Source organism: Marinovum sp. 2_MG-2023 (assembly GCF_030548265.1).
Taxonomy (GTDB): domain Bacteria; phylum Pseudomonadota; class Alphaproteobacteria; order Rhodobacterales; family Rhodobacteraceae; genus Marinovum.
Genome location: NZ_JAUOSD010000008.1, coordinates 23,746 through 40,732 on the forward strand (window position 1 = coordinate 23,746; position 16,987 = coordinate 40,732).

Sequence of the window (16,987 nt, forward strand, 5' to 3'; positions counted from 1 at the left end):
GGCATCACATGAGCACATTCGTCATTCTCTACTTCGCCTGTCTGATCATCGCCTCCTGTCTGGCGGCGTATTATGAAAAGCGCGGCGCATTCATGCTGCTGTTTTCGCTGACACTGGTCAGCTTTGTGCTGGGCATTGTCGGCGGCGTTGGGCCGCTGCGCAATGTGGCGATTGCGGCGGGTCTTTTGGGGTTTGCTGCGGCGACGTCCTATTGTTTCCGCGAATTTCTGGTGTTGATCACGCCCACCAACCTGTCAAAGGAGCTGAAGACCGCACCTTTGACCGCGGCCTTTGGCATGTTCATTATCTTCACCTATGCGATTGCCGGTATCTTTGCGCCGTGGATCGCGCCCTTTGGCGAAAGCGAGGTGATCGCATCCTCCTTTGCCCCTGCAGATGAAAACATGCTGCTTGGTGCCGATCAATTGGGCCGCGATATGTTCAGCCGGATCATTTACGGCGCCCGCAATACCGTGGGTCTCGCGCTTCTGGCGACGATCTCTGCCTTTGGCATGGGGGCGTTTGCCGGACTTCTGGCCGCAACCAAAGGCGGCTGGTTCGACCAGCTGATGGGCCGGTTCGCCGATGTGATCATGTCGATCCCGTCACTGATCTTTGCCCTGTTGATGCTGTCGATCTTTGGCCCGCAGACCATTGTCATCATCGTGGCCGTCGCCATCATCTATGCGCCACGGGTGTTCCGTCTGACACGGGCGGTGGCGGGCAATGTTGTCGTCATGGATTATATCGAAGCGGCCAAGCTGCGCGGTGAAAAGACCTGGTATCTGATCCGCAAGGAAATCCTGCCCAATTGTTCCGCGCCTCTGGTGGCAGAGTTCGGGCTGGAATTCTGTTTCGTCTTCCTGCTGGTGGCGGGGCTTTCGTTCCTGGGTCTTGGCATTCAGCCGCCCACCGCCGATTGGGGGTCGATGGTGCGTGAAAACGCGACGCTGATTTCCTTTGGCGATATCACCCCCCTGATCCCGGCCGGGGCGATTGCGCTGCTGACTGTGGCGGTCAACTTCGTGGTCGACTGGATGCTGTTCCGGTCCTCTGGTCTGAAGGAGCAATAAGAATGGTACATGATAAATCTGTCCTTCTCGACATCGAAGATCTGCGCATCGAGGGCTATACCGGCGAAGACTGGGTGCCGATCATCAAGGGCGTTGACCTGAAATTGCACCGTGGCGAGGTCATGGGCCTGATCGGGGAATCCGGGGCTGGCAAATCCACCATTGGGGCCGCGGCCATGGGCTATGCCCGGGATGGCACGCGGATTTCCAGCGGGTCGATTGAATTCGACGGGATGGAGCTGACCACCGCGACAGAGGGCGAAAAACGGGCGTTGCGCGGTTCGCGCATCGCCTATGTGGCGCAATCGGCGGCGGCATCCTTCAATCCGGCGCATAAGATCATTGATCAGCATACCGAAGCGCCGCTGCAATATCGCATCCAGAAACGCATCGAGGCGCAAGAAGATGCGATGGATCTGTACGAACGTTTGCGCCTGCCCAATCCGCAGGAAATCGGCTTTCGGTATCCGCATCAGGTGTCGGGCGGTCAGTTGCAGCGGGCGATGACCGCGATGGCGATGGCCTGTCGTCCCGATCTGATCATCTTTGACGAACCGACCACGGCGCTGGACGTGACCACCCAGATCGAGGTTCTGGCCGCGATCCGCGACATCGTTGATCAGTTCAACACCGCCGCGATCTATATTACCCATGATTTGGCGGTCGTGGCGCAGATGGCCGATACCATCAAGGTGCTGCTCAAGGGCGAAGAGGTCGAACAGGCCTCGACCGAAGACATGCTGGAAAACCCGCAAGAGGATTACACCAAGTCGCTCTGGGCGGTGCGCAGCTTTGAAAAGCCGCAAAAATCCCGGCCAACGGACGAAGGCCCGCTGATTTCGGTCAAAAACGTCAGCGCGGCTTATACCGGCGGCGCCAAGGTGTTGGATGACGTGTCATTCGATATCTACAAGGGCATGACGGTTGCGGTTGTCGGCGAAAGCGGATCGGGCAAATCGACCACCGCGCGCTGTATCACCGGCCTCTTGCCGCCAATGTCGGGTGAGATCCTGTTCAAAGGTGAGGCCCTGCCGCCCAGCTATCTGAACCGGTCCAAGGATCAGTTGCGTCAGGCGCAGATGATTTATCAGATGGCCGATACCGCGCTGAATCCAAAGGTACGGATCAGTGAAATCATTGGCCGCCCGGCACAGTTTTATTCGGGCCTGTCCGGCGCGGCGCTGAAACATCGGGTGGATGAATTGCTCGATCTGATCGAGCTGGAACCGTCGAAATATTACAACCGCTACCCGCCAGAGCTTTCGGGCGGTCAGAAACAGCGGATCGGCATTGCCCGTGCACTGGCAGCGGAACCGACGTTCATCATCTGTGACGAGGTGACCTCGGCGCTTGACCAGCTGGTGGCCGAGGGCATTTTGAAACTGCTCGACCGGCTTCAGAGCGAATTGGATCTGGCCTATATGTTCATCACCCACGATCTGGCAACGGTGCGTTCAATCGCAGACGAAGTTGTGGTGATGCAGCAGGGCAAGGTGGTTGAGCAGGGGGCCAAAGACCAGATGTTCACCCCGCCGCACCATCCCTATACCGATCTGTTGCTTAGCTCGGTGCCGGAAATGGATCCGAATTGGCTGACCGATTTGCTGGAAGAACGCGGCATAGAAAACCTTGGCGAAGGGGCCGAGGTTTAAGTCAGTCGCGGGAAATCAGAATGCGTCCGGCAAAAGCCGGGCGTGTTTCATCGGTCCAGATTGCTGAAAACGGCGACAGCCCGGGGGCGTCAATCCGATCCTAGGTCATCGCCATCCCGGTGGCGATCATCGTGATCACAAGAAAACCATACACGATAAACACCGCCGGCAGTGTTGCTGCCCGGCTGCGTACGTCGCGGATCCATTCGTCGCGGGTCGTCGGCATGGTGGCCTCCTGTCGCTCGTCATGTGGCCAAATTGGCCGTTGGTTTACCTGTCTCTAGAATCGCAATTAGGCCATCATTCTGAGTCGGGCAAGACTTGAGTTTCAAATGTTTCCGAAATTTTTGCATATCGGCCATGCTCTGCCGGTAGCCGCGTTTTCCTGCACATTGTCTGTGATCCTATCGCCATAGGTATAAGCCCCGCGCTGGGCTATATTTTTTGCAAGGCGGCACAGGAGCTGCATTTCAAAAGGAGCCAGACATGAGCGTCGCTCAATCGCTGCAATCGTTACAAGACCGATTTGCTGTTTCGGATCGGATGCCGGTGGTTTTTCTCGGCCATGGCAGCCCGATGAACGCCATCGAAGACAACCCCTATGCCAAAAGCTGGGCTGAGCTGGGTCGCACCCTTCCCCGGCCACAGGCGATTTTGGTGGTGTCGGCGCATTGGATGACCCGGGGCAGCACGCTGGTTGATGTATCGGCGATGCCGCGCACGATCCATGATTTCAACGGCTTTCCAGAGGCGCTGTACCGTGAACAATATCCCGCAAAGGGCGATCCGGCCTTGGCGCAAGACGTGATTTCACTGCTGGCCAGCCATCATGCCGAGGGTGATGAAACCTGGGGTCTGGATCACGGGGCCTGGCAGGTGTTGAAATTCCTGTATCCGCAGGCCGATGTCCCGGTGTTTCAATTGTCGATCGACATGGCCAAAGATCTGGATTGGCATCTGGAGATTGGTCAGAAGCTGGCCGAGCTGCGCAATCGCGGTGTGTTGATACTTGGCAGTGGCAATGTGGTGCACAACTTGCGGCAGATTCGTCCGGGCGCATCGGCGCATGATTGGGCCACAGAATTCGACGCGCTGTTTGCCGATCGTCTGGCAGAGCGCGATCTGGCCGCATTGGCGGATCGCCGTGGGTTGGGCAACCTGCTGACCATGGCACACCCTTCGGTTGATCACTATTTGCCTGCATTGGCGGTGGCCGGGGCGGCAAATGCTGCGGATCAGCTGACCTTCATGACCGAAAGCATTGATTTGTCCAGCATATCCATGCGCAGCTTCATTTTTCACTGAATGGCGCTGAACTGAATGGCGCTGAACGGTGATGGCCACCTCTTTGGATGGCCATCACACCTCCCCGCCCTCCGGGTGCCGGTTCCCCCACAACCTGCGCCCTTTGGGAACAGTTGTCAGCGTTTTGAAAGGTCGTCGAACAGATCCGCATTGCGGCAATAGCTTGGGCTTTCACCCTCTACGCCGGTGCGGGCATCCAGCCAATGCGCGCAATCCTGTGGTCCGGTGCAATTGGCACAGCTCAGCACCCGATCGGCCAGTTCCGCGCTGGTGATTTTGCCGCGCAGCACCTGCTCTTCCATATCCAGCCCGCGGGCATCGCCCATGCGGTCCATCAGGATCGCGTGACGTTTGATCTGTTCCGACGAAAGCATCTGCTGTCCTTCCCGATTCTGGCTGTTGGGTGTCAGCATAGGGGCCGGGGTCGCGCGGAACTTTGATGTGTATCAAAAACTGGGTCAGGTCGGTTTGAACGCCCGAAGCACCTGCCGGGTGGCCGAAATCATCGGATCTTGCGTTGCGCGCAGGATCGCATTGCGGTCAAAGACAGCGGGGTCATTTGCCAAAGCCGCGCGCAGGGATTCACCGAACACCATCCGCAATTCGGTGCCGATGTTGAATTTACAGATCTTTGACGTCCGGGCCAGATGGCGGCGTTGGTCCAGCGGCACGCCAGACCCGCCATGGATGACCAGGGGCACGTCTGTGACGGCTTCAATCGCGCGAATGCGGTCTTCATCCAATCCGGCGCCGGTTTTTTGTTGCAAATGTGTGTTGCCGACCGAAATTGCCATGGCATCCACGCCGGTCTCTCTTGCGAATTGCGCGGCCTCGTCCGGGGCGGTGCCGGTCGAGTCTGCACCGTCGGCATAGCCGACGAACCCAATTTCACCCTCACAGGATACCGCCGCCGCATGGGCCATTTCGGCAATCGCGGCGGTTTCGTCAATGTTCTGTTGCAGGGGTTTGCCAGACCCATCAAACATGACCGAGGTAAAGCCACAGTCAATCGCGATGCGGCAATCCTCGGCGCAATAGCCATGATCCAGATGCGCCACCACCGGCACAGATGCGCCTTCGGCCAAATGCCGAAACATCGCGCCAAGGACCGGCAGGGGGGTATGATCGCGACATCCCGGCCCGGCCTGAAGGATCACCGGCACGCCCTCGGCCTCGGCGGCGGCGACATAGGCGCACATATCTTCCCAGCCAAGCGAGACCAGACCGGCCACGGCAGAGCCGCCGTGCAGCGCCGGTTGCAGCACCTGAGCCAAGGTCACCAGGGTCATTTGAACTTGGCCACCATATCCATGATGCCGGGGATGGTATGCAATTGCTCGGCATGTGTGGGTTGGAAATATTGCTTTAGCGACCGCTGGGTCAGCCCGCCCAGAATGGTGAAATAATACATCTCATACCCCGGCAGCGCGACGCAGGGGTGGTATCCCTTGTCGATCAGAACCGTCGATCCATTCACGATATGATAGGCATCGCCGGGCTCATTATCGACCCGTTGCAACATCTGAAGCCCGGAACCGTAGTCCGGTTTGAACCGAAAGTTATAGGTTTCGTCGTGGCGGGTTTCCTCCGGCAAACGGTCCGTGTCGTGTTTGTGGCTGGGAAATCCCGACCAGCCGCCGGTGCCAACCGTAAACAATTCGCTGACCAACAAACGGCCCACCCGGTCATGATCCGCCGCGCCCAGAATATGTTTGATCTTGCGATGGGTCTTGGTGTCGTCCGAGCCGTATTGCACCTTGTCCAGCGCATCTGGCCGGACCTCGAACGGTTCCAGCACGCGGTCAAATTTTGCGCCGGCAACAAATACTTCGGCATCACGGGTACAGGTCAGGCGCACCTTGGTGCCGGTGGGCGCATAGACGCCCTCTGGCTCGCCGTCCCAGACATCTACGCCGCGATTGCCGATCTGGGAAAACACCGCGCCCTCGACATCGACATCGACAGTGCCGGTCGCGGGCACAACGCAGGTTTCATACCCCGCGACGTCGTATTCGAATGTGTCGCCCGCCTTCAGTTTGACGATATTGAAATAATTCAGCGGCACCAGGTCGTGATCGACATCGACGATGGGCGTGTTGGCGTTGTCATAGGGGGCGATATGCATCTTTCATCCTTTGTCGGGGTCTGTGGGGCCGGGGTGCGACCCAAGATAGGCGTTCAATTCGGCCAATGTCGGCATCGCGGGGGCGCAACCGGGTTGGCCGACCACGATCGAAGCACAGGCAGACCCGCGCAACACCGCGTCACGCAGCGGGCGCCCCTCGGCCAAGGCGGCCAGCAGCCCGGCCATGAAGCTGTCACCGGTGCCAACCGGTTTCATCGGGGTGGCGGGATAAATGCCGGTGTGGATCTCCTGATCCCCCATCAGGGTTATCGCGCCCTTTTCGCCCCGCTTGTAGATCACCAATTTGTTCTGTGCCGCCAGTGCGCGGGCCTTGTCCAAGCCACGTTCGATCCCGCCAGCCATAAAGCCGAATTCCTCGTCATTGCCGACAATCATGTCGCTTTCTTCGCCCGCACGGGTCAGAACCTGAGAGGCAATTTCCGGCGACGGCCAGGAGTACGGCCTGTAATCAATGTCAAAAATCACCGGCACCCCGGCGGCACGTGCATTGGAAAACGCATGAAAGGTCGAGCTGCGCGACGGTTCGGCGGCAAAGACGGTGCCCGCCGTGATCAATGCGCCAAAATCCGCATAATTCACCCGGTCGACATCCGCGTTGCTGACCTGAAAATCCACCGCATTGTTGCGATAGATCACCAGTTGGAAATCCTCGATCCGGCTTTCATAGACCGCCAGTGACACCCGATGCTCGCCGTCCAGAACCTGGACATAATCGGTATTCACCCCGTAATGGCGCAGCCGGTTGACGCAAAACCGCCCAGCCGCATCATGGGACACCGAGGTCACCAAAGCCGCCTGCAACCCCAGCTTGCACAGCCCGGCGCAGATATTGGCCGATGACCCGCCCAGATCGGCACGGAAGCTTTCGGCCTCATCCGCGGGGGTGCCGGGGGGATCGGCAAACATATCCATTCCTGCACGGCCAAAAACCACAAAGCGGCCTTTTTGGATACCATCAATCAGGCCGCCCTGACCGGTTTCCCGGACCTGATCTGTCATATGCGGTGCTCCCCTCATGATTGCAAAACGCGCTGTTTGGCGGGATGTGACTTGCGCGGCAGCATAGCCGGGGCTACAAATTTTGCAACCGGTTGCATTAGCAATTGATTGGTGCACCACGATCAAAAAGGGGCCGAAAATGACCATTCAGATCGGCAATGCGCCCTGTTCCTGGGGCGTTGAATTTGCCAGGGATTCGCGCAATCCAACCTGGCAGGACGTGCTGCGCGATTGCGCCGCCGCCGGGTTTCGCGGGATCGAACTTGGCCCTGTTGGCTATATGCCAGAGGATCCGGCGGTGTTGGGCGCGGCGCTGGCCGATCATGATCTGACGTTGATTGGCGGCGTGGTGTTTCGCCCGTTTCATGATCCGGGGGCCTGGGATGACGTGCTGGATGCAACCCACCGCACCGCGCGGGCCTTGCGGGCGCATGGCGCGCAGCATCTGGTTTTGATTGATTCGATTTCGCCGCGACGCGCCCCGACCGCGGGCCGCGCGCAAGAGGCCGAGCAAATGGAGCCCGCTGAATGGGTCGCCTTTCGCGATCGCATCGCAGAAGCGGCGCGGATTGCGACGCAGGAATACGGCCTGACGGTTGGCATCCATGCACATGCTGGCGGATTCATTGATTTCGAACCAGAGCTGGAGCGGCTGTTGGCCGAAGTCGACGACAGCCTGTTGAAAATCTGCCTGGATACCGGCCACCATTCCTATGCCGGTTACGATCCGGTTGCGTTCATGAAACGCCATATGGACCGGATTTCCTATGTGCATTTCAAGGATATAGATCCAACCGTCAAATTCCGCGTCATTGCCAACCGCACCGGGTTCTACGATGCGTGCGGGCAGGGCATATTCTGTAATCTCGGCGCGGGGGATGTCGATTTGGCCGCTGTCCGACAGCTGCTTCTGGATGCAGATTTCAGCGGCTGGTGTACGGTGGAACAGGATTGCGATCCTGCGCTTGACCCTGATCCGCTGGGTGATGCTTGCAAGAATCGCGAATACCTTCGATCCATTGGCTTTACCTGAGGGGGGGACCGGAATTGGCAAAGTTGAAATGGGGTATGATCGGCGGCGGCGAGGGCAGTCAAATCGGGCCTGCGCATCGGTTGGGTGCCGGGCTTGATGGCGCGTTTGACTTTGTCGCTGGCGCATTGGATCACCGCCCGGACGTCGGGCGGGAGTATGGCCAGCGGCTTGGGCTGGCGGCGGATCGCGCCTATGGCAGTTGGCAAGAGATGCTGGCGGGCGAACAGGGCCGTGACGACCGGGTTGACCTTGTGACAATCGCCACGCCAAATGCCACCCACTTTGAAATTGCCAAGGGTTTCTTGTCAGCCGGGTTTCACGTGCTGTGCGAAAAGCCGATGACGATGACCGTGGAAGAGGCCGAGGAAATCGTGCGGCTGGCCAAGTCCAGCGGACGGATCTGTGCGGTCAATTACGGCTATTCCGGTTATTCGCTGGTCCGACATATGCGGGCGATGGTGGCGCGGGGGGATCTGGGGAAAATCCGGCTGATCAAGGCGGAATTCGCCCATGGCCACCACGCCGATGCGGGCGACGCCGACAACCCGCGGGTCCGCTGGCGCTATGATCCGGCACAGGCCGGGGTCAGCGCGCAATTTGCGGATTGCGGCATTCACGCGTTGCATATGGCAAGTTTCGTGATCGGGCAGGAGGTGACAAAGCTTTCGGCGGATACGGTGTCGTGCATCCAAAGCCGGGTTCTGGAAGATGACGCCATGGTCAATCTGCGGTTTGACGGCGGTGCGGTTGGGCGGCTTTGGACCTCGTCCATTGCATTGGGCCGTCAACATGGATTGACCTTGCAGGTGTTCGGCGAAACGGGCGGATTGCGCTGGGCGCAGGAACAGCCAAATCAGCTTTATCATATGCCCCTTGGCGGGCGGTTGCAGGTGATCGAACGTGGCGAGGCCGATCTCTCGCCCGAGGCGGATCGCACAACCCGGGTAACCATCGGCCATGCCGAGGGGATGCCGCTGGCCTTTGCCAATATCTATGCTGATCTGGCCGAGGCGATCCGCGCAGAAAAAGACGCGCGCCCCATCGACCCGGCGGCGGATCTATATCCGCGTGCCGAGGATGGTCTGCGGTCGATGGCGGCGGTTTTTGCCGTGGCGCACAGCGGCGCACATGACGGCGCATGGGTGGATGCCCGGCCGCCGATGTTTCGCTAAGGGCACGCGGATCACCGCGGCGGCAATCGCAGTGTTCCGCGTTCAACCAGCGTACAGGGAAAAACCCGGGTTTCCGGAAGACTGGCAGGTGCCTTCAGCATTGATGTGATCATGTCCAACGCCGAGGCCACGATTTGTGGAAACGGCTGCCGGATGGTCGTCAGGTCGATATTGGGCCAGCCTGAGATTTGCATGTCATTCAGGCCCAGAATACCGATGTCGCCGGGCACCGCCAGCCCGCGATCCTTGATCGCCGAAAGCGCCCCAATCGCCAGGACATCATCGCCGCAGAAATAGGCCTCTGCCGGGACACAGGTCAAAAGACGTTCCATTTCCGCGCGCCCCGCGTCAAAGGAATAGGCCTCGGCAAAACTGAAACTGGCGGTTATGCCCGGGTGCAGGGCAACTTCTGACAGGAATCCGGACAGCCGGTCCTGGGTCGATGTTGCGGCCTCTGGACCGCCAAGGAACGCAAGCGCGCGATAGCCGCGCGTGATGAATTCCCGCGCTGCCATGCGCCCGCAGGCCGTGTTGTCTATCCCGACCATATGCACCTGGGCCGGGGTGGTCGCGCGGCCAAAGGCATGGACCACCGGCACGTCCACATCGCGAAATGCACGCGAAAACCCCGGTGGCAGGGTGGAGGACGCCACAACAACCCCATCCACCGAATATTGCTGCAACATGCGTTGCGTGGCCTGTGCATCGGTTTCCTCTGACAGGTTGACCAACAGGGGCCGCAGGCCGCGATCCTGAATGCCACGGGTGAAAAGATCGAATACCTCCAGAAACACCGGGTTGTGAAAGTTGTTGGAGACCAACCCGATCAGCTTTGTGCGCCCGGTGGTCAGCGACGAGGCCAGCGCATTGGGGCTATAGCCCAATTCACGCGCGGCTTTTTCCACCTTGCTGCGCATTTTCGCCGACACCGATGCCCCATCGGTAAAGGTGCGTGACACCGCCGACCGGGACACCCCGGCGCGTTCTGCGACCTCTTTCAATGTCACTGCCATGGCAATCGACGTCCCCGCGGGTGATTTCGGGGCAGTCTAAAGGGTTTTCGACATTGTTGAAACATGAACGCCGACGTTCCGACACAGGGTCACTGCGCAAGTCGCTGTCGCGAGCGGGGAACTGGCGTTAGCTGCCCTGTAGTCCCGCCGCGACCCGGCGCACCGTTTCGATGCGGGCGGCATTGGGCGGATGGGTGCCCAGAAACCGGTTGCCGGGATCAGGAATGCGGCTAAAGAATTTCGCGCCCTTCACCGGATCATATCCGGCCCGGTAGGCGATGATCGTGCCAAGGGCATCTGCCTCCAGCTCGAAATCCTTGGTGAAACTCTGGCGTCCGATGGCCGCGCCCAGCTGTTGCCCAGCGCGGATGGCATCGCTGTCGCCACCGGAAATCGTCGCCGCCGCACTGGCCAGGACCTGCGCGCCGAGGGTCGCGTTCTGGCGGGCGCGTTCAATATGACCGGCAATGTGGTGTGCGGCCTCATGGCCCATGATAAAGGCCAGCTCATCGGCGTTTTCCACCGCCAGAATCAGCGCAAGGTTGAATGCGATGATTGGCTGGCCATTGCGATCCAGCGTGTGAAACGCATTTGGCGGCTGGTTCAGCCGATCATCCACCACAATCTGAAAATCGCAGGACACATCCCGCGTGCGATTGCGACATTCGGCTTCGGCGACCGGCTCTACCGTTTCGACCACACGGACGAATTGCCGGGCAGCGCGGTCGGCAAAGCGTTGGATTTCGGCATCGCTGAGCGTGTCTCTTTCATCCCCGGGCGCTGTGGGCGGCATGGGTGTGATCTCGGCGCAGGCCGAGAGCAGAAACAGGGAAATGAAGAGTACATAGCGGATCATATCCCCCCAGATTACGGAGGGTTCCGGCAAGGTGCCAGAGGCGAATGATCACGAAGCGGCAAATTCCGGTTATCGGCGGGCCGGCGGTTGCAAATGCCGGATCAGTGGCTAATCTGCGGCTATGTTCAGCATCGAGCACGAATTTGATGCCACAGTGGTCACACTGGTGGATGAAGGCGAAACACCGCTTCAGGAGGATGTTGTCGTCAACAGCTTTGCGGAATGTATCACCGTCGAACAATATGATCCGCGCGAAGACAAGGTGCATAAAATCACCTTTTCCATATCGCAAATGCGTGATCTGGCCACGGCGATCGACCTGCCCGAAGGGGTGTACCGGCGCGACGAAGGCGAAGACTAGACGCCGGTCGGGATTGATTTTCGTTTTTTATCAGGTTGCTAACGGGATTTTTGCCACGGCTTTTGGTGTTTAATCCTCGGGCGTGATGCTTTGGTCTGGGCGTGTGTCCCGGGCAAAGCCGCCCCTTGCCCTTGGCGGCGAATGCCGGGTAAATCTGGCGATGCGCACCGTCCCAAAGTCCCAAGAAAAGGCCGCACTCATGTCCGTAACCCAAATGACCGGCCTGCGGGTCATCGCTTTGGTCGGTTTGTCCGTTTTGGCGGCCTGTGGCGGCCCGAAATCAAAGCCATCCAAACCACAGGCCGCGGATCTGGAATGCATGTCGCGGGCGATGTATTTTGAATCCAACAGGTCAAGCTGGGACGGGATGATCGCGGTCGGCAGTGTGGTGATGAACCGGGTCAAATCGGATGCTTTCCCGAACACCGTCTGTGGTGTCGTCAGCCAGAAAAACCAATTTGCCCCCGGCGTCATGTCGAAACCGATGACCGATCGCGGCGCGCCGCTGGCACAGGAGGCCGCCCGCGCGGTGCTCAGCGGCACACGGCACCCGCATGTCGGCATTGCCAAGTTTTTCCACGCAGCCTGGTATCAGGCCAATTACAACAACATGCATTATGTGGTGACCACCGGCGGCAACGCGTTCTATGAAAAGCGCCGGGCGGAATTTGTCACCGCTTCTTCGCCGCGTCCCCCGACCGAAGGGCTGGCGCCGCGATAAGCCGCTTGACTTAACTCACCCGAAAAACCTTGTCCCGCGATGTCGCCCCCCGGACCAAGGTCAATCGGGATTTGGCCAGACCCAGAGATTTGGCAAGCAATTTGCGCACCGCTTCATTGGCTTTGCCATCCTGTGGCGGGGCCGTAACGCGGACGGAAATAAGCCCCTCTGCGACGGTAATCGCATTGCGCGAGGCCCCCGGCGTGACGCGCACGGCGATGTCGGTGTCGGCCTGGGCCAGGTGGGCAAGATCGGGCAGCTTCCTCATCTCTCTGGCATAAACCGGGGGCAGGGCACTTGAAACCCGGCACGGGGCGGGTGACATACCGAAGGCATGACATAACGCGCGATACATTGGAGACCCGATGCCCCAGCCGAATCCTGCCGCCATGGAATTTCTGTTGAACCGCCGGTCCCGCCCGGCCAAGACATTGCAGGCGCCGGCGCCGGATCGTGCGGCACTGGCCCCGATCCTGACCGCGGCGGCGCGCAGCCCCGATCATGGCAAGCTGGAACCCTGGCGATTTATCGTGTTGGAACGTGCGGCGCTGGACCGATTGGCGGCGCTGGTTGGTGCGCGGGGTGCGGCGCTGGCGATGGATGGCGAACAGATTGCCAAGGCCCAGGCCGCCTTTGCCGACAGCCCGCTGGCGGTGGTTGTGGTTGCCGCGCCGGTTGCTTCGGAAAAAGTGCCGGAGATAGAGCAATTCTATTCCGCCGGGGCGGTCTGTCTGGCGCTGCTGAATGCGGCACTGGCCTCGGGTTGGGGGGCGAACTGGTTGTCGGGTTGGGCCAGTCATGACCGTGATTTCGTTGAACAGGGTCTGGGGTTGTCCGCCGGGGAACATGTGGCGGGCATCCTGCATATCGGCACCGAACGTGCCGCACCGCCCGAACGCCCGCGCCCGGATCTGACAGCCAAGACAACCTGGATGGACACATGATTCTTGCCGCCTTTACCAAATCTCTGGCCCAGCTGAGCGATCCGCGCTTTCGCCGTGTCCTTGGCATGGGAATCGGTCTGACGTTGGCGTTGTTGTTTGGTGCTTATGCCGGGCTGTTGTGGCTGGTCGAATGGATGACCGGCGACACAACGACATTGCCGTTGGTGGGCGAGGTGACCTGGGTTGGCGATCTGCTCAGCTTTGGGTCGCTGATCTTCATGGTGGTGTTGTCGGCGTTTTTGATGGTGCCGGTGGCCTCAGCGATCACATCGCTGTTTTTGGACGAGGTGGCGCAGGCGGTCGAAGACCGACATTATTCGCATCTGCCCGCCGCTGCCCCGGTGCCTTTTGCCGATGCGCTGCGCGATACGCTGAATTTCCTGGGCGTATTGGTGGCGGCAAATATCCTGGCGATCATCCTTTACGTGATGTTGCCCTTTGCCGCGCTGTTCATCTTTTGGGGGATGAACGGGTTCTTGTTGGGGCGGGAATATTTCACCCTGGCCGCGATGCGGCGCATTGGCCGCGACGGCGCGCGCGCGATGCGCAAGAAACATCTCGGCACGATCTGGATTGCCGGGGTGTTGATGGCGATGCCGCTGAGTATCCCGTTGGTGAACCTGCTGATTCCGATTCTGGGGGCGGCGACCTTTACCCATATTTATCACGCGCTTTCCCGGCGGTGATGCCGGGAAAACGGGGCGTTTGCCTATTGCGTGGTCGCGGGTGGCATCCGTTGGAACATCCAGCTGTCGATGTCGCGGACGGTCACGATCTCTAGCAGGATGATTGCCGTCAAAATCGCCCAGAGGACGCCGGCGATGGCGGTGGTGATCCATGCCTTGCGCTTCAGGTTATGCACCTGGGGGGCACCGGCGTGGGTGCCTTCGACCACCTCGCCCAGGTCGCCCTGGGTCTGGATGCGAAACGGGATGACCACCAGAAAGGTCATGAACCACAAAACAGCAAAAAGCACGATGGCGGATGTGATGGCCATTTTCGATTACACCTGTTCCAGTTCAACGAGACAGCCGTTGAAGTCTTTGGGATGCAAGAACAAAACCGGTTTGCCATGGGCGCCGATCTTTGGTTCGCCACTGCCCAGAACCCGGGCGCCGGTGGATTGCAAATGGTCGCGCGCGGCCAGGATGTCGTCCACTTCGTAGCAGATATGATGAATGCCGCCGGCCGGGTTTTTGTCCAGAAACCCTTGGATGGGGGAATCTTCGCCCAGGGGGTAAAGCAATTCGATTTTTGTGTTTGGCAATTCGATGAAAATCACCGTGACGCCATGATCCGGTTCGTCCTGCGGTGCGCCGACCGTGGCCCCCAAAGCAGAGCGATATTGCGCCGCAGCGGCGTCAAGGTCAGGGACGGCGATGGCAACGTGATTGAGGCGGCCGATCATGGGCGAGGCTCCTGTTTGCGGGTCATTTGCGAAGGTTATCGCCGTTGTGGCGGCAACAGGCAATTGGACAGGAGCGCGCATTAAACCTTTGGTAACTTCGAATGCGCATTCTGGAGGGAATCTGGAGGGCTAGGCATGGACGACCTCGAAAATCTGCAAATTGATCGCACACCATCACCGGAAAGACCCTTGTTGGGGTTAACCGTTCTTGTGGTCGAAGACAGCCGTTTCGCCTGTGAGGCGATGCGATTGCTGTGTCTCAGGTCCGGTGCGCGCATCAGGCGGGCGGATTGTCTGCGCTCGGCACGGCGGCATTTGCGGGTGTACCGGCCATCGGTGACAATTGTCGATCTTGGCCTGCCCGATGGTTCGGGTGCAGAATTGATTGCCGAACTGGCCGCTGGCAGCCCACGCATCCCGGTTATTCTGGGCACCAGTGGCGATGATTTTGCCGAAGATATGGCCGTGGCCGCCGGCGCGGATGGGTTCATGTTGAAACCCATTGTTTCGCTGATCAATTTTCAGGAATTGATCCTGTCGCTTCTGCCGCCGGAACGCCAGCCCACCGGCCCCCGCCCCCTGACCGAGGTCGAGTTGCATCCAGATCAGATCGCCTTTCAGGACGATATGGCGCATATCGCCGGTATCCTCTGTGATGGCACCGATGACAAAACCATGGATTACGTCGGCCAGTTCCTGAGCGGGGTGGCACGGATCGCCCATGACGACGCATTGAGCGATGCCGCCGAAAAGTTGATTCTGATGCGCCGCGAGGGCCAGCCAGTGGGCAGCCAAACCGCGCGTATTGCCGGCCTTATTCAGGAGCGTTTGACGCACCGGATTGCCATTTGATTGGATGAAGTTTGAGCCAGCGATGGGGTGCGGCCCATCTGGCCTCGCCCGGTGTTCCGTCAGTGTCGAAAAGACCGCTGGGCGTGGCGTCCAAATATCCTGGGTTTTCAGAACTGTACCGGTCAAAGAAGCGGATCACCCAAACCGCCGCCCAGCTTGGGCGTCAAAAAGTCGGCTGATCAGCAGCCCCAAGAGTGGAATGGTTGCTCGGTGGCCGGGCTATGATGCTGACTGGTTCAGAGAGACGATAAAAGACAAGGGGATACGCCCGTGCATCCCTGGCGGAAACAGCGAAAGAAAGCCGTGGAATACGACAAGGGCCGCAACCGCATAGAGATCAAGTTCGGCAGGTTCAGGGATTGGGGGCGCGTCGTGACCCGCTACGAAGGCGTTTTCCCCAGCCATCGCACTGGCGGAAATCACCCTTCACGGGCTATCAGCCCTGATCCTGACTTTCTTCCGCCAATTGATCCATCACCCGCACCAATTCCTCGCTGATTCCGGGTTCCGACATGGCATGGCCCGCATTACGGATCATCCGCAATTCCGCATTTGGCCAGCGTTGCGACAATTTCCAGGCCGTATGCGGCGGACAGATCATGTCGTAGCGGCCCTGAACAATCACACCGGGGATATGGGCGATACGGTCCATCTGATCCAGAATTTGACCATCATATTCCAGAAACCCGGCATTGATGAAATAATGGTTCTCCAACCGCGAAAACGCCCGGGCATATCCACCGGGCGGCACGCCGCTTTGACCAGAAGATTGAACCGAGGCGAGGGCATTTTCCCAAGCCGCCCAAGCCTGACCATAACGGGTTTCCTCGACCAAATTGCCGGAAAACAGCCGCTTGTGATAGGCGGCAATCATATCGCCGCGCTCATCTTCGGGAATCAGGCTGGCAAAACGCGCCCAGGTCTCTGGCCAGAATTGCCCGGCACCGCCGCCATAAAACCAGTCCAGCTCCGCCTGGGTCATCAGAAACACACCGCGCAACACCAGTTGGCGCACCACTTCGGGATGCGCCTGGGCATAGATCAGCGCAAGCGTCGCCCCCCAAGAGCCCCCGAACACAATCCAATTGTCGATCCCCAACGTGTGACGAATACGTTCGATATCCGCCACCAGATGCCAGGTGGTGTTGTGGCTGACGCTGGCATTGGGCTGTGATCTGCTGCAGCCCCGTTGATCAAACAGGATCACCCGGTAAACGTCAGGGTCAAAATACCGCCGCATCCCCGGGCTGCATCCGCCGCCCGGGCCGCCGTGCAACACCACAACGGGAATGCCAACCGGATTGCCCGATTGCTCCACATAGATCTTGTGGCCGTCGCCTACATCCAGCATCCGCTGATCAAACGGGTCGATCGGCGGATAGAGAAATTGCGCTGCGCGTTTTTGACCTGAGAATTTGTCCATGACTTTCTATATGAGACAGAAGCACCGAT

General features: G+C 59.4%; 21 protein-coding genes and 1 pseudogene. 11 read left to right on the forward strand and 11 right to left on the reverse strand.

Translation table 11 applies throughout. The features are described 5' to 3' along the window. Positions 1 to 8 precede the first annotated feature (8 nt). Together Q4577_RS10975 and Q4577_RS10980 are read left to right on the forward strand one after the other, a co-directional pair. A complete protein-coding gene (locus tag Q4577_RS10975; RefSeq protein WP_303468005.1) occupies positions 9 to 1,073 on the forward strand; it encodes an ABC transporter permease in 1,065 nt (354 codons plus the stop codon). 2 nt (positions 1,074 to 1,075) lie between these two features. Beyond that, positions 1,076 to 2,725: an ABC transporter ATP-binding protein gene (locus Q4577_RS10980; protein ID WP_244691862.1), complete on the forward strand. Its 1,650-nt coding sequence runs from the start codon at positions 1,076 to 1,078 to the stop codon at positions 2,723 to 2,725. Between the two features lie 100 nt (positions 2,726 to 2,825). Here Q4577_RS10980 and Q4577_RS10985 read toward each other — a convergent pair whose 3' ends face one another. Next, positions 2,826 to 2,951 (reverse strand): hypothetical protein, encoded by a 126-nt coding sequence (locus Q4577_RS10985; RefSeq protein WP_280520750.1) that lies wholly within the window; start codon positions 2,949 to 2,951, stop codon positions 2,826 to 2,828. A gap of 260 nt (positions 2,952 to 3,211) precedes the next feature. On the opposite strand from Q4577_RS10985, the gene ygiD reads away from it, so the two are divergent. After that, complete coding sequence (gene ygiD / locus Q4577_RS10990; protein WP_303468006.1) at positions 3,212 to 4,030, forward strand: 4,5-DOPA dioxygenase extradiol; 819 nt, start codon at positions 3,212 to 3,214, stop codon at positions 4,028 to 4,030. A gap of 116 nt (positions 4,031 to 4,146) precedes the next feature. Here the strand turns inward: ygiD and Q4577_RS10995 are convergent, their stop codons facing one another. The 4 genes from Q4577_RS10995 to iolC form a co-directional block, all read right to left on the reverse strand. After that, positions 4,147 to 4,404 carry a DUF6455 family protein gene (locus Q4577_RS10995; RefSeq protein ID WP_303468008.1) on the reverse strand — a complete coding sequence of 86 codons (258 nt, stop codon included), beginning with the start codon at positions 4,402 to 4,404 and terminating at the stop codon, positions 4,147 to 4,149. A gap of 84 nt (positions 4,405 to 4,488) precedes the next feature. Further along, positions 4,489 to 5,319, reverse strand: coding sequence for a class II fructose-bisphosphate aldolase (locus Q4577_RS11000; protein WP_303468009.1), 831 nt, complete (start codon positions 5,317 to 5,319; stop codon positions 4,489 to 4,491). Continuing rightward, a complete protein-coding gene (locus Q4577_RS11005) occupies positions 5,316 to 6,155 on the reverse strand; it encodes a 5-deoxy-glucuronate isomerase (RefSeq protein WP_303468010.1) in 840 nt (279 codons plus the stop codon). Before Q4577_RS11005 ends, Q4577_RS11000 begins: the two co-directional genes overlap by 4 nt. Positions 6,156 to 6,158: 3 nt before the next feature. Further along, on the reverse strand, positions 6,159 to 7,175 hold the full coding sequence (gene iolC, locus Q4577_RS11010) for a 5-dehydro-2-deoxygluconokinase (RefSeq protein WP_303468011.1): 1,017 nt from the start codon (positions 7,173 to 7,175) through the stop codon (positions 6,159 to 6,161). Between the two features lie 139 nt (positions 7,176 to 7,314). On the opposite strand from iolC, the gene Q4577_RS11015 reads away from it, so the two are divergent. Continuing rightward, positions 7,315 to 8,208, forward strand: coding sequence for a TIM barrel protein (locus tag Q4577_RS11015; RefSeq protein WP_303468012.1), 894 nt, complete (start codon positions 7,315 to 7,317; stop codon positions 8,206 to 8,208). Between the two features lie 14 nt (positions 8,209 to 8,222). Then, complete coding sequence (locus tag Q4577_RS11020; RefSeq protein WP_303468013.1) at positions 8,223 to 9,380, forward strand: Gfo/Idh/MocA family protein; 1,158 nt, start codon at positions 8,223 to 8,225, stop codon at positions 9,378 to 9,380. Between the two features lie 11 nt (positions 9,381 to 9,391). Here the strand turns inward: Q4577_RS11020 and Q4577_RS11025 are convergent, their stop codons facing one another. Then, the gene (locus Q4577_RS11025; protein ID WP_303468014.1) at positions 9,392 to 10,393 is read right to left on the reverse strand and encodes a LacI family DNA-binding transcriptional regulator; all 1,002 of its coding nucleotides are present in this window, start codon (positions 10,391 to 10,393) and stop codon (positions 9,392 to 9,394) included. Between the two features lie 127 nt (positions 10,394 to 10,520). Continuing rightward, positions 10,521 to 11,249: a M48 family metallopeptidase gene (locus Q4577_RS11030; RefSeq protein ID WP_303468015.1), complete on the reverse strand. Its 729-nt coding sequence runs from the start codon at positions 11,247 to 11,249 to the stop codon at positions 10,521 to 10,523. A gap of 121 nt (positions 11,250 to 11,370) precedes the next feature. On the opposite strand from Q4577_RS11030, the gene Q4577_RS11035 reads away from it, so the two are divergent. Together Q4577_RS11035 and Q4577_RS11040 are read left to right on the forward strand one after the other, a co-directional pair. Beyond that, complete coding sequence (locus tag Q4577_RS11035; RefSeq protein WP_303468016.1) at positions 11,371 to 11,610, forward strand: hypothetical protein; 240 nt, start codon at positions 11,371 to 11,373, stop codon at positions 11,608 to 11,610. Positions 11,611 to 11,809: 199 nt separating this feature from the next. Next, the gene (locus Q4577_RS11040; RefSeq protein ID WP_244691840.1) at positions 11,810 to 12,331 is read left to right on the forward strand and encodes a cell wall hydrolase; all 522 of its coding nucleotides are present in this window, start codon (positions 11,810 to 11,812) and stop codon (positions 12,329 to 12,331) included. 10 nt (positions 12,332 to 12,341) lie between these two features. On the opposite strand, the gene Q4577_RS11045 is transcribed toward Q4577_RS11040, so the two are convergent. Continuing rightward, positions 12,342 to 12,599 carry a DUF167 domain-containing protein gene (locus tag Q4577_RS11045; protein WP_303468017.1) on the reverse strand — a complete coding sequence of 86 codons (258 nt, stop codon included), beginning with the start codon at positions 12,597 to 12,599 and terminating at the stop codon, positions 12,342 to 12,344. A gap of 97 nt (positions 12,600 to 12,696) precedes the next feature. Here Q4577_RS11045 and Q4577_RS11050 point away from each other — a divergent pair, with 97 nt between their 5' ends. Both Q4577_RS11050 and Q4577_RS11055 read left to right on the forward strand, forming a co-directional pair. Then, a complete protein-coding gene (locus tag Q4577_RS11050) occupies positions 12,697 to 13,275 on the forward strand; it encodes a nitroreductase family protein (protein ID WP_303468018.1) in 579 nt (192 codons plus the stop codon). Next, positions 13,272 to 13,961, forward strand: a complete 690-nt coding sequence (locus tag Q4577_RS11055) for an EI24 domain-containing protein (protein WP_244691833.1) — start codon at positions 13,272 to 13,274, stop codon at positions 13,959 to 13,961. Before Q4577_RS11050 ends, Q4577_RS11055 begins: the two co-directional genes overlap by 4 nt. A 23-nt stretch (positions 13,962 to 13,984) precedes the next feature. On the opposite strand, the gene Q4577_RS11060 is transcribed toward Q4577_RS11055, so the two are convergent. Both Q4577_RS11060 and mce read right to left on the reverse strand, forming a co-directional pair. Then, positions 13,985 to 14,272 carry a DUF1467 family protein gene (locus Q4577_RS11060; protein WP_244691831.1) on the reverse strand — a complete coding sequence of 96 codons (288 nt, stop codon included), beginning with the start codon at positions 14,270 to 14,272 and terminating at the stop codon, positions 13,985 to 13,987. Positions 14,273 to 14,278: 6 nt separating this feature from the next. Next, entirely contained in the window at positions 14,279 to 14,683 is a 405-nt protein-coding gene (gene mce, locus Q4577_RS11065) for a methylmalonyl-CoA epimerase (protein WP_303468020.1), read from the reverse strand. A gap of 135 nt (positions 14,684 to 14,818) precedes the next feature. On the opposite strand from mce, the gene Q4577_RS11070 reads away from it, so the two are divergent. Further along, positions 14,819 to 15,535: a response regulator gene (locus Q4577_RS11070; RefSeq protein WP_244691826.1), complete on the forward strand. Its 717-nt coding sequence runs from the start codon at positions 14,819 to 14,821 to the stop codon at positions 15,533 to 15,535. Positions 15,536 to 15,752: 217 nt separating this feature from the next. Continuing rightward, positions 15,753 to 15,922, forward strand: a pseudogene (locus tag Q4577_RS11075) (transposase); the annotation flags it as partial. 49 nt (positions 15,923 to 15,971) lie between these two features. On the opposite strand, the gene pip reads toward Q4577_RS11075, so the two are convergent. Further along, positions 15,972 to 16,958 (reverse strand): prolyl aminopeptidase, encoded by a 987-nt coding sequence (pip, locus tag Q4577_RS11080; protein WP_303468021.1) that lies wholly within the window; start codon positions 16,956 to 16,958, stop codon positions 15,972 to 15,974. Between the last annotated feature and the right edge of the window lie 29 nt (positions 16,959 to 16,987).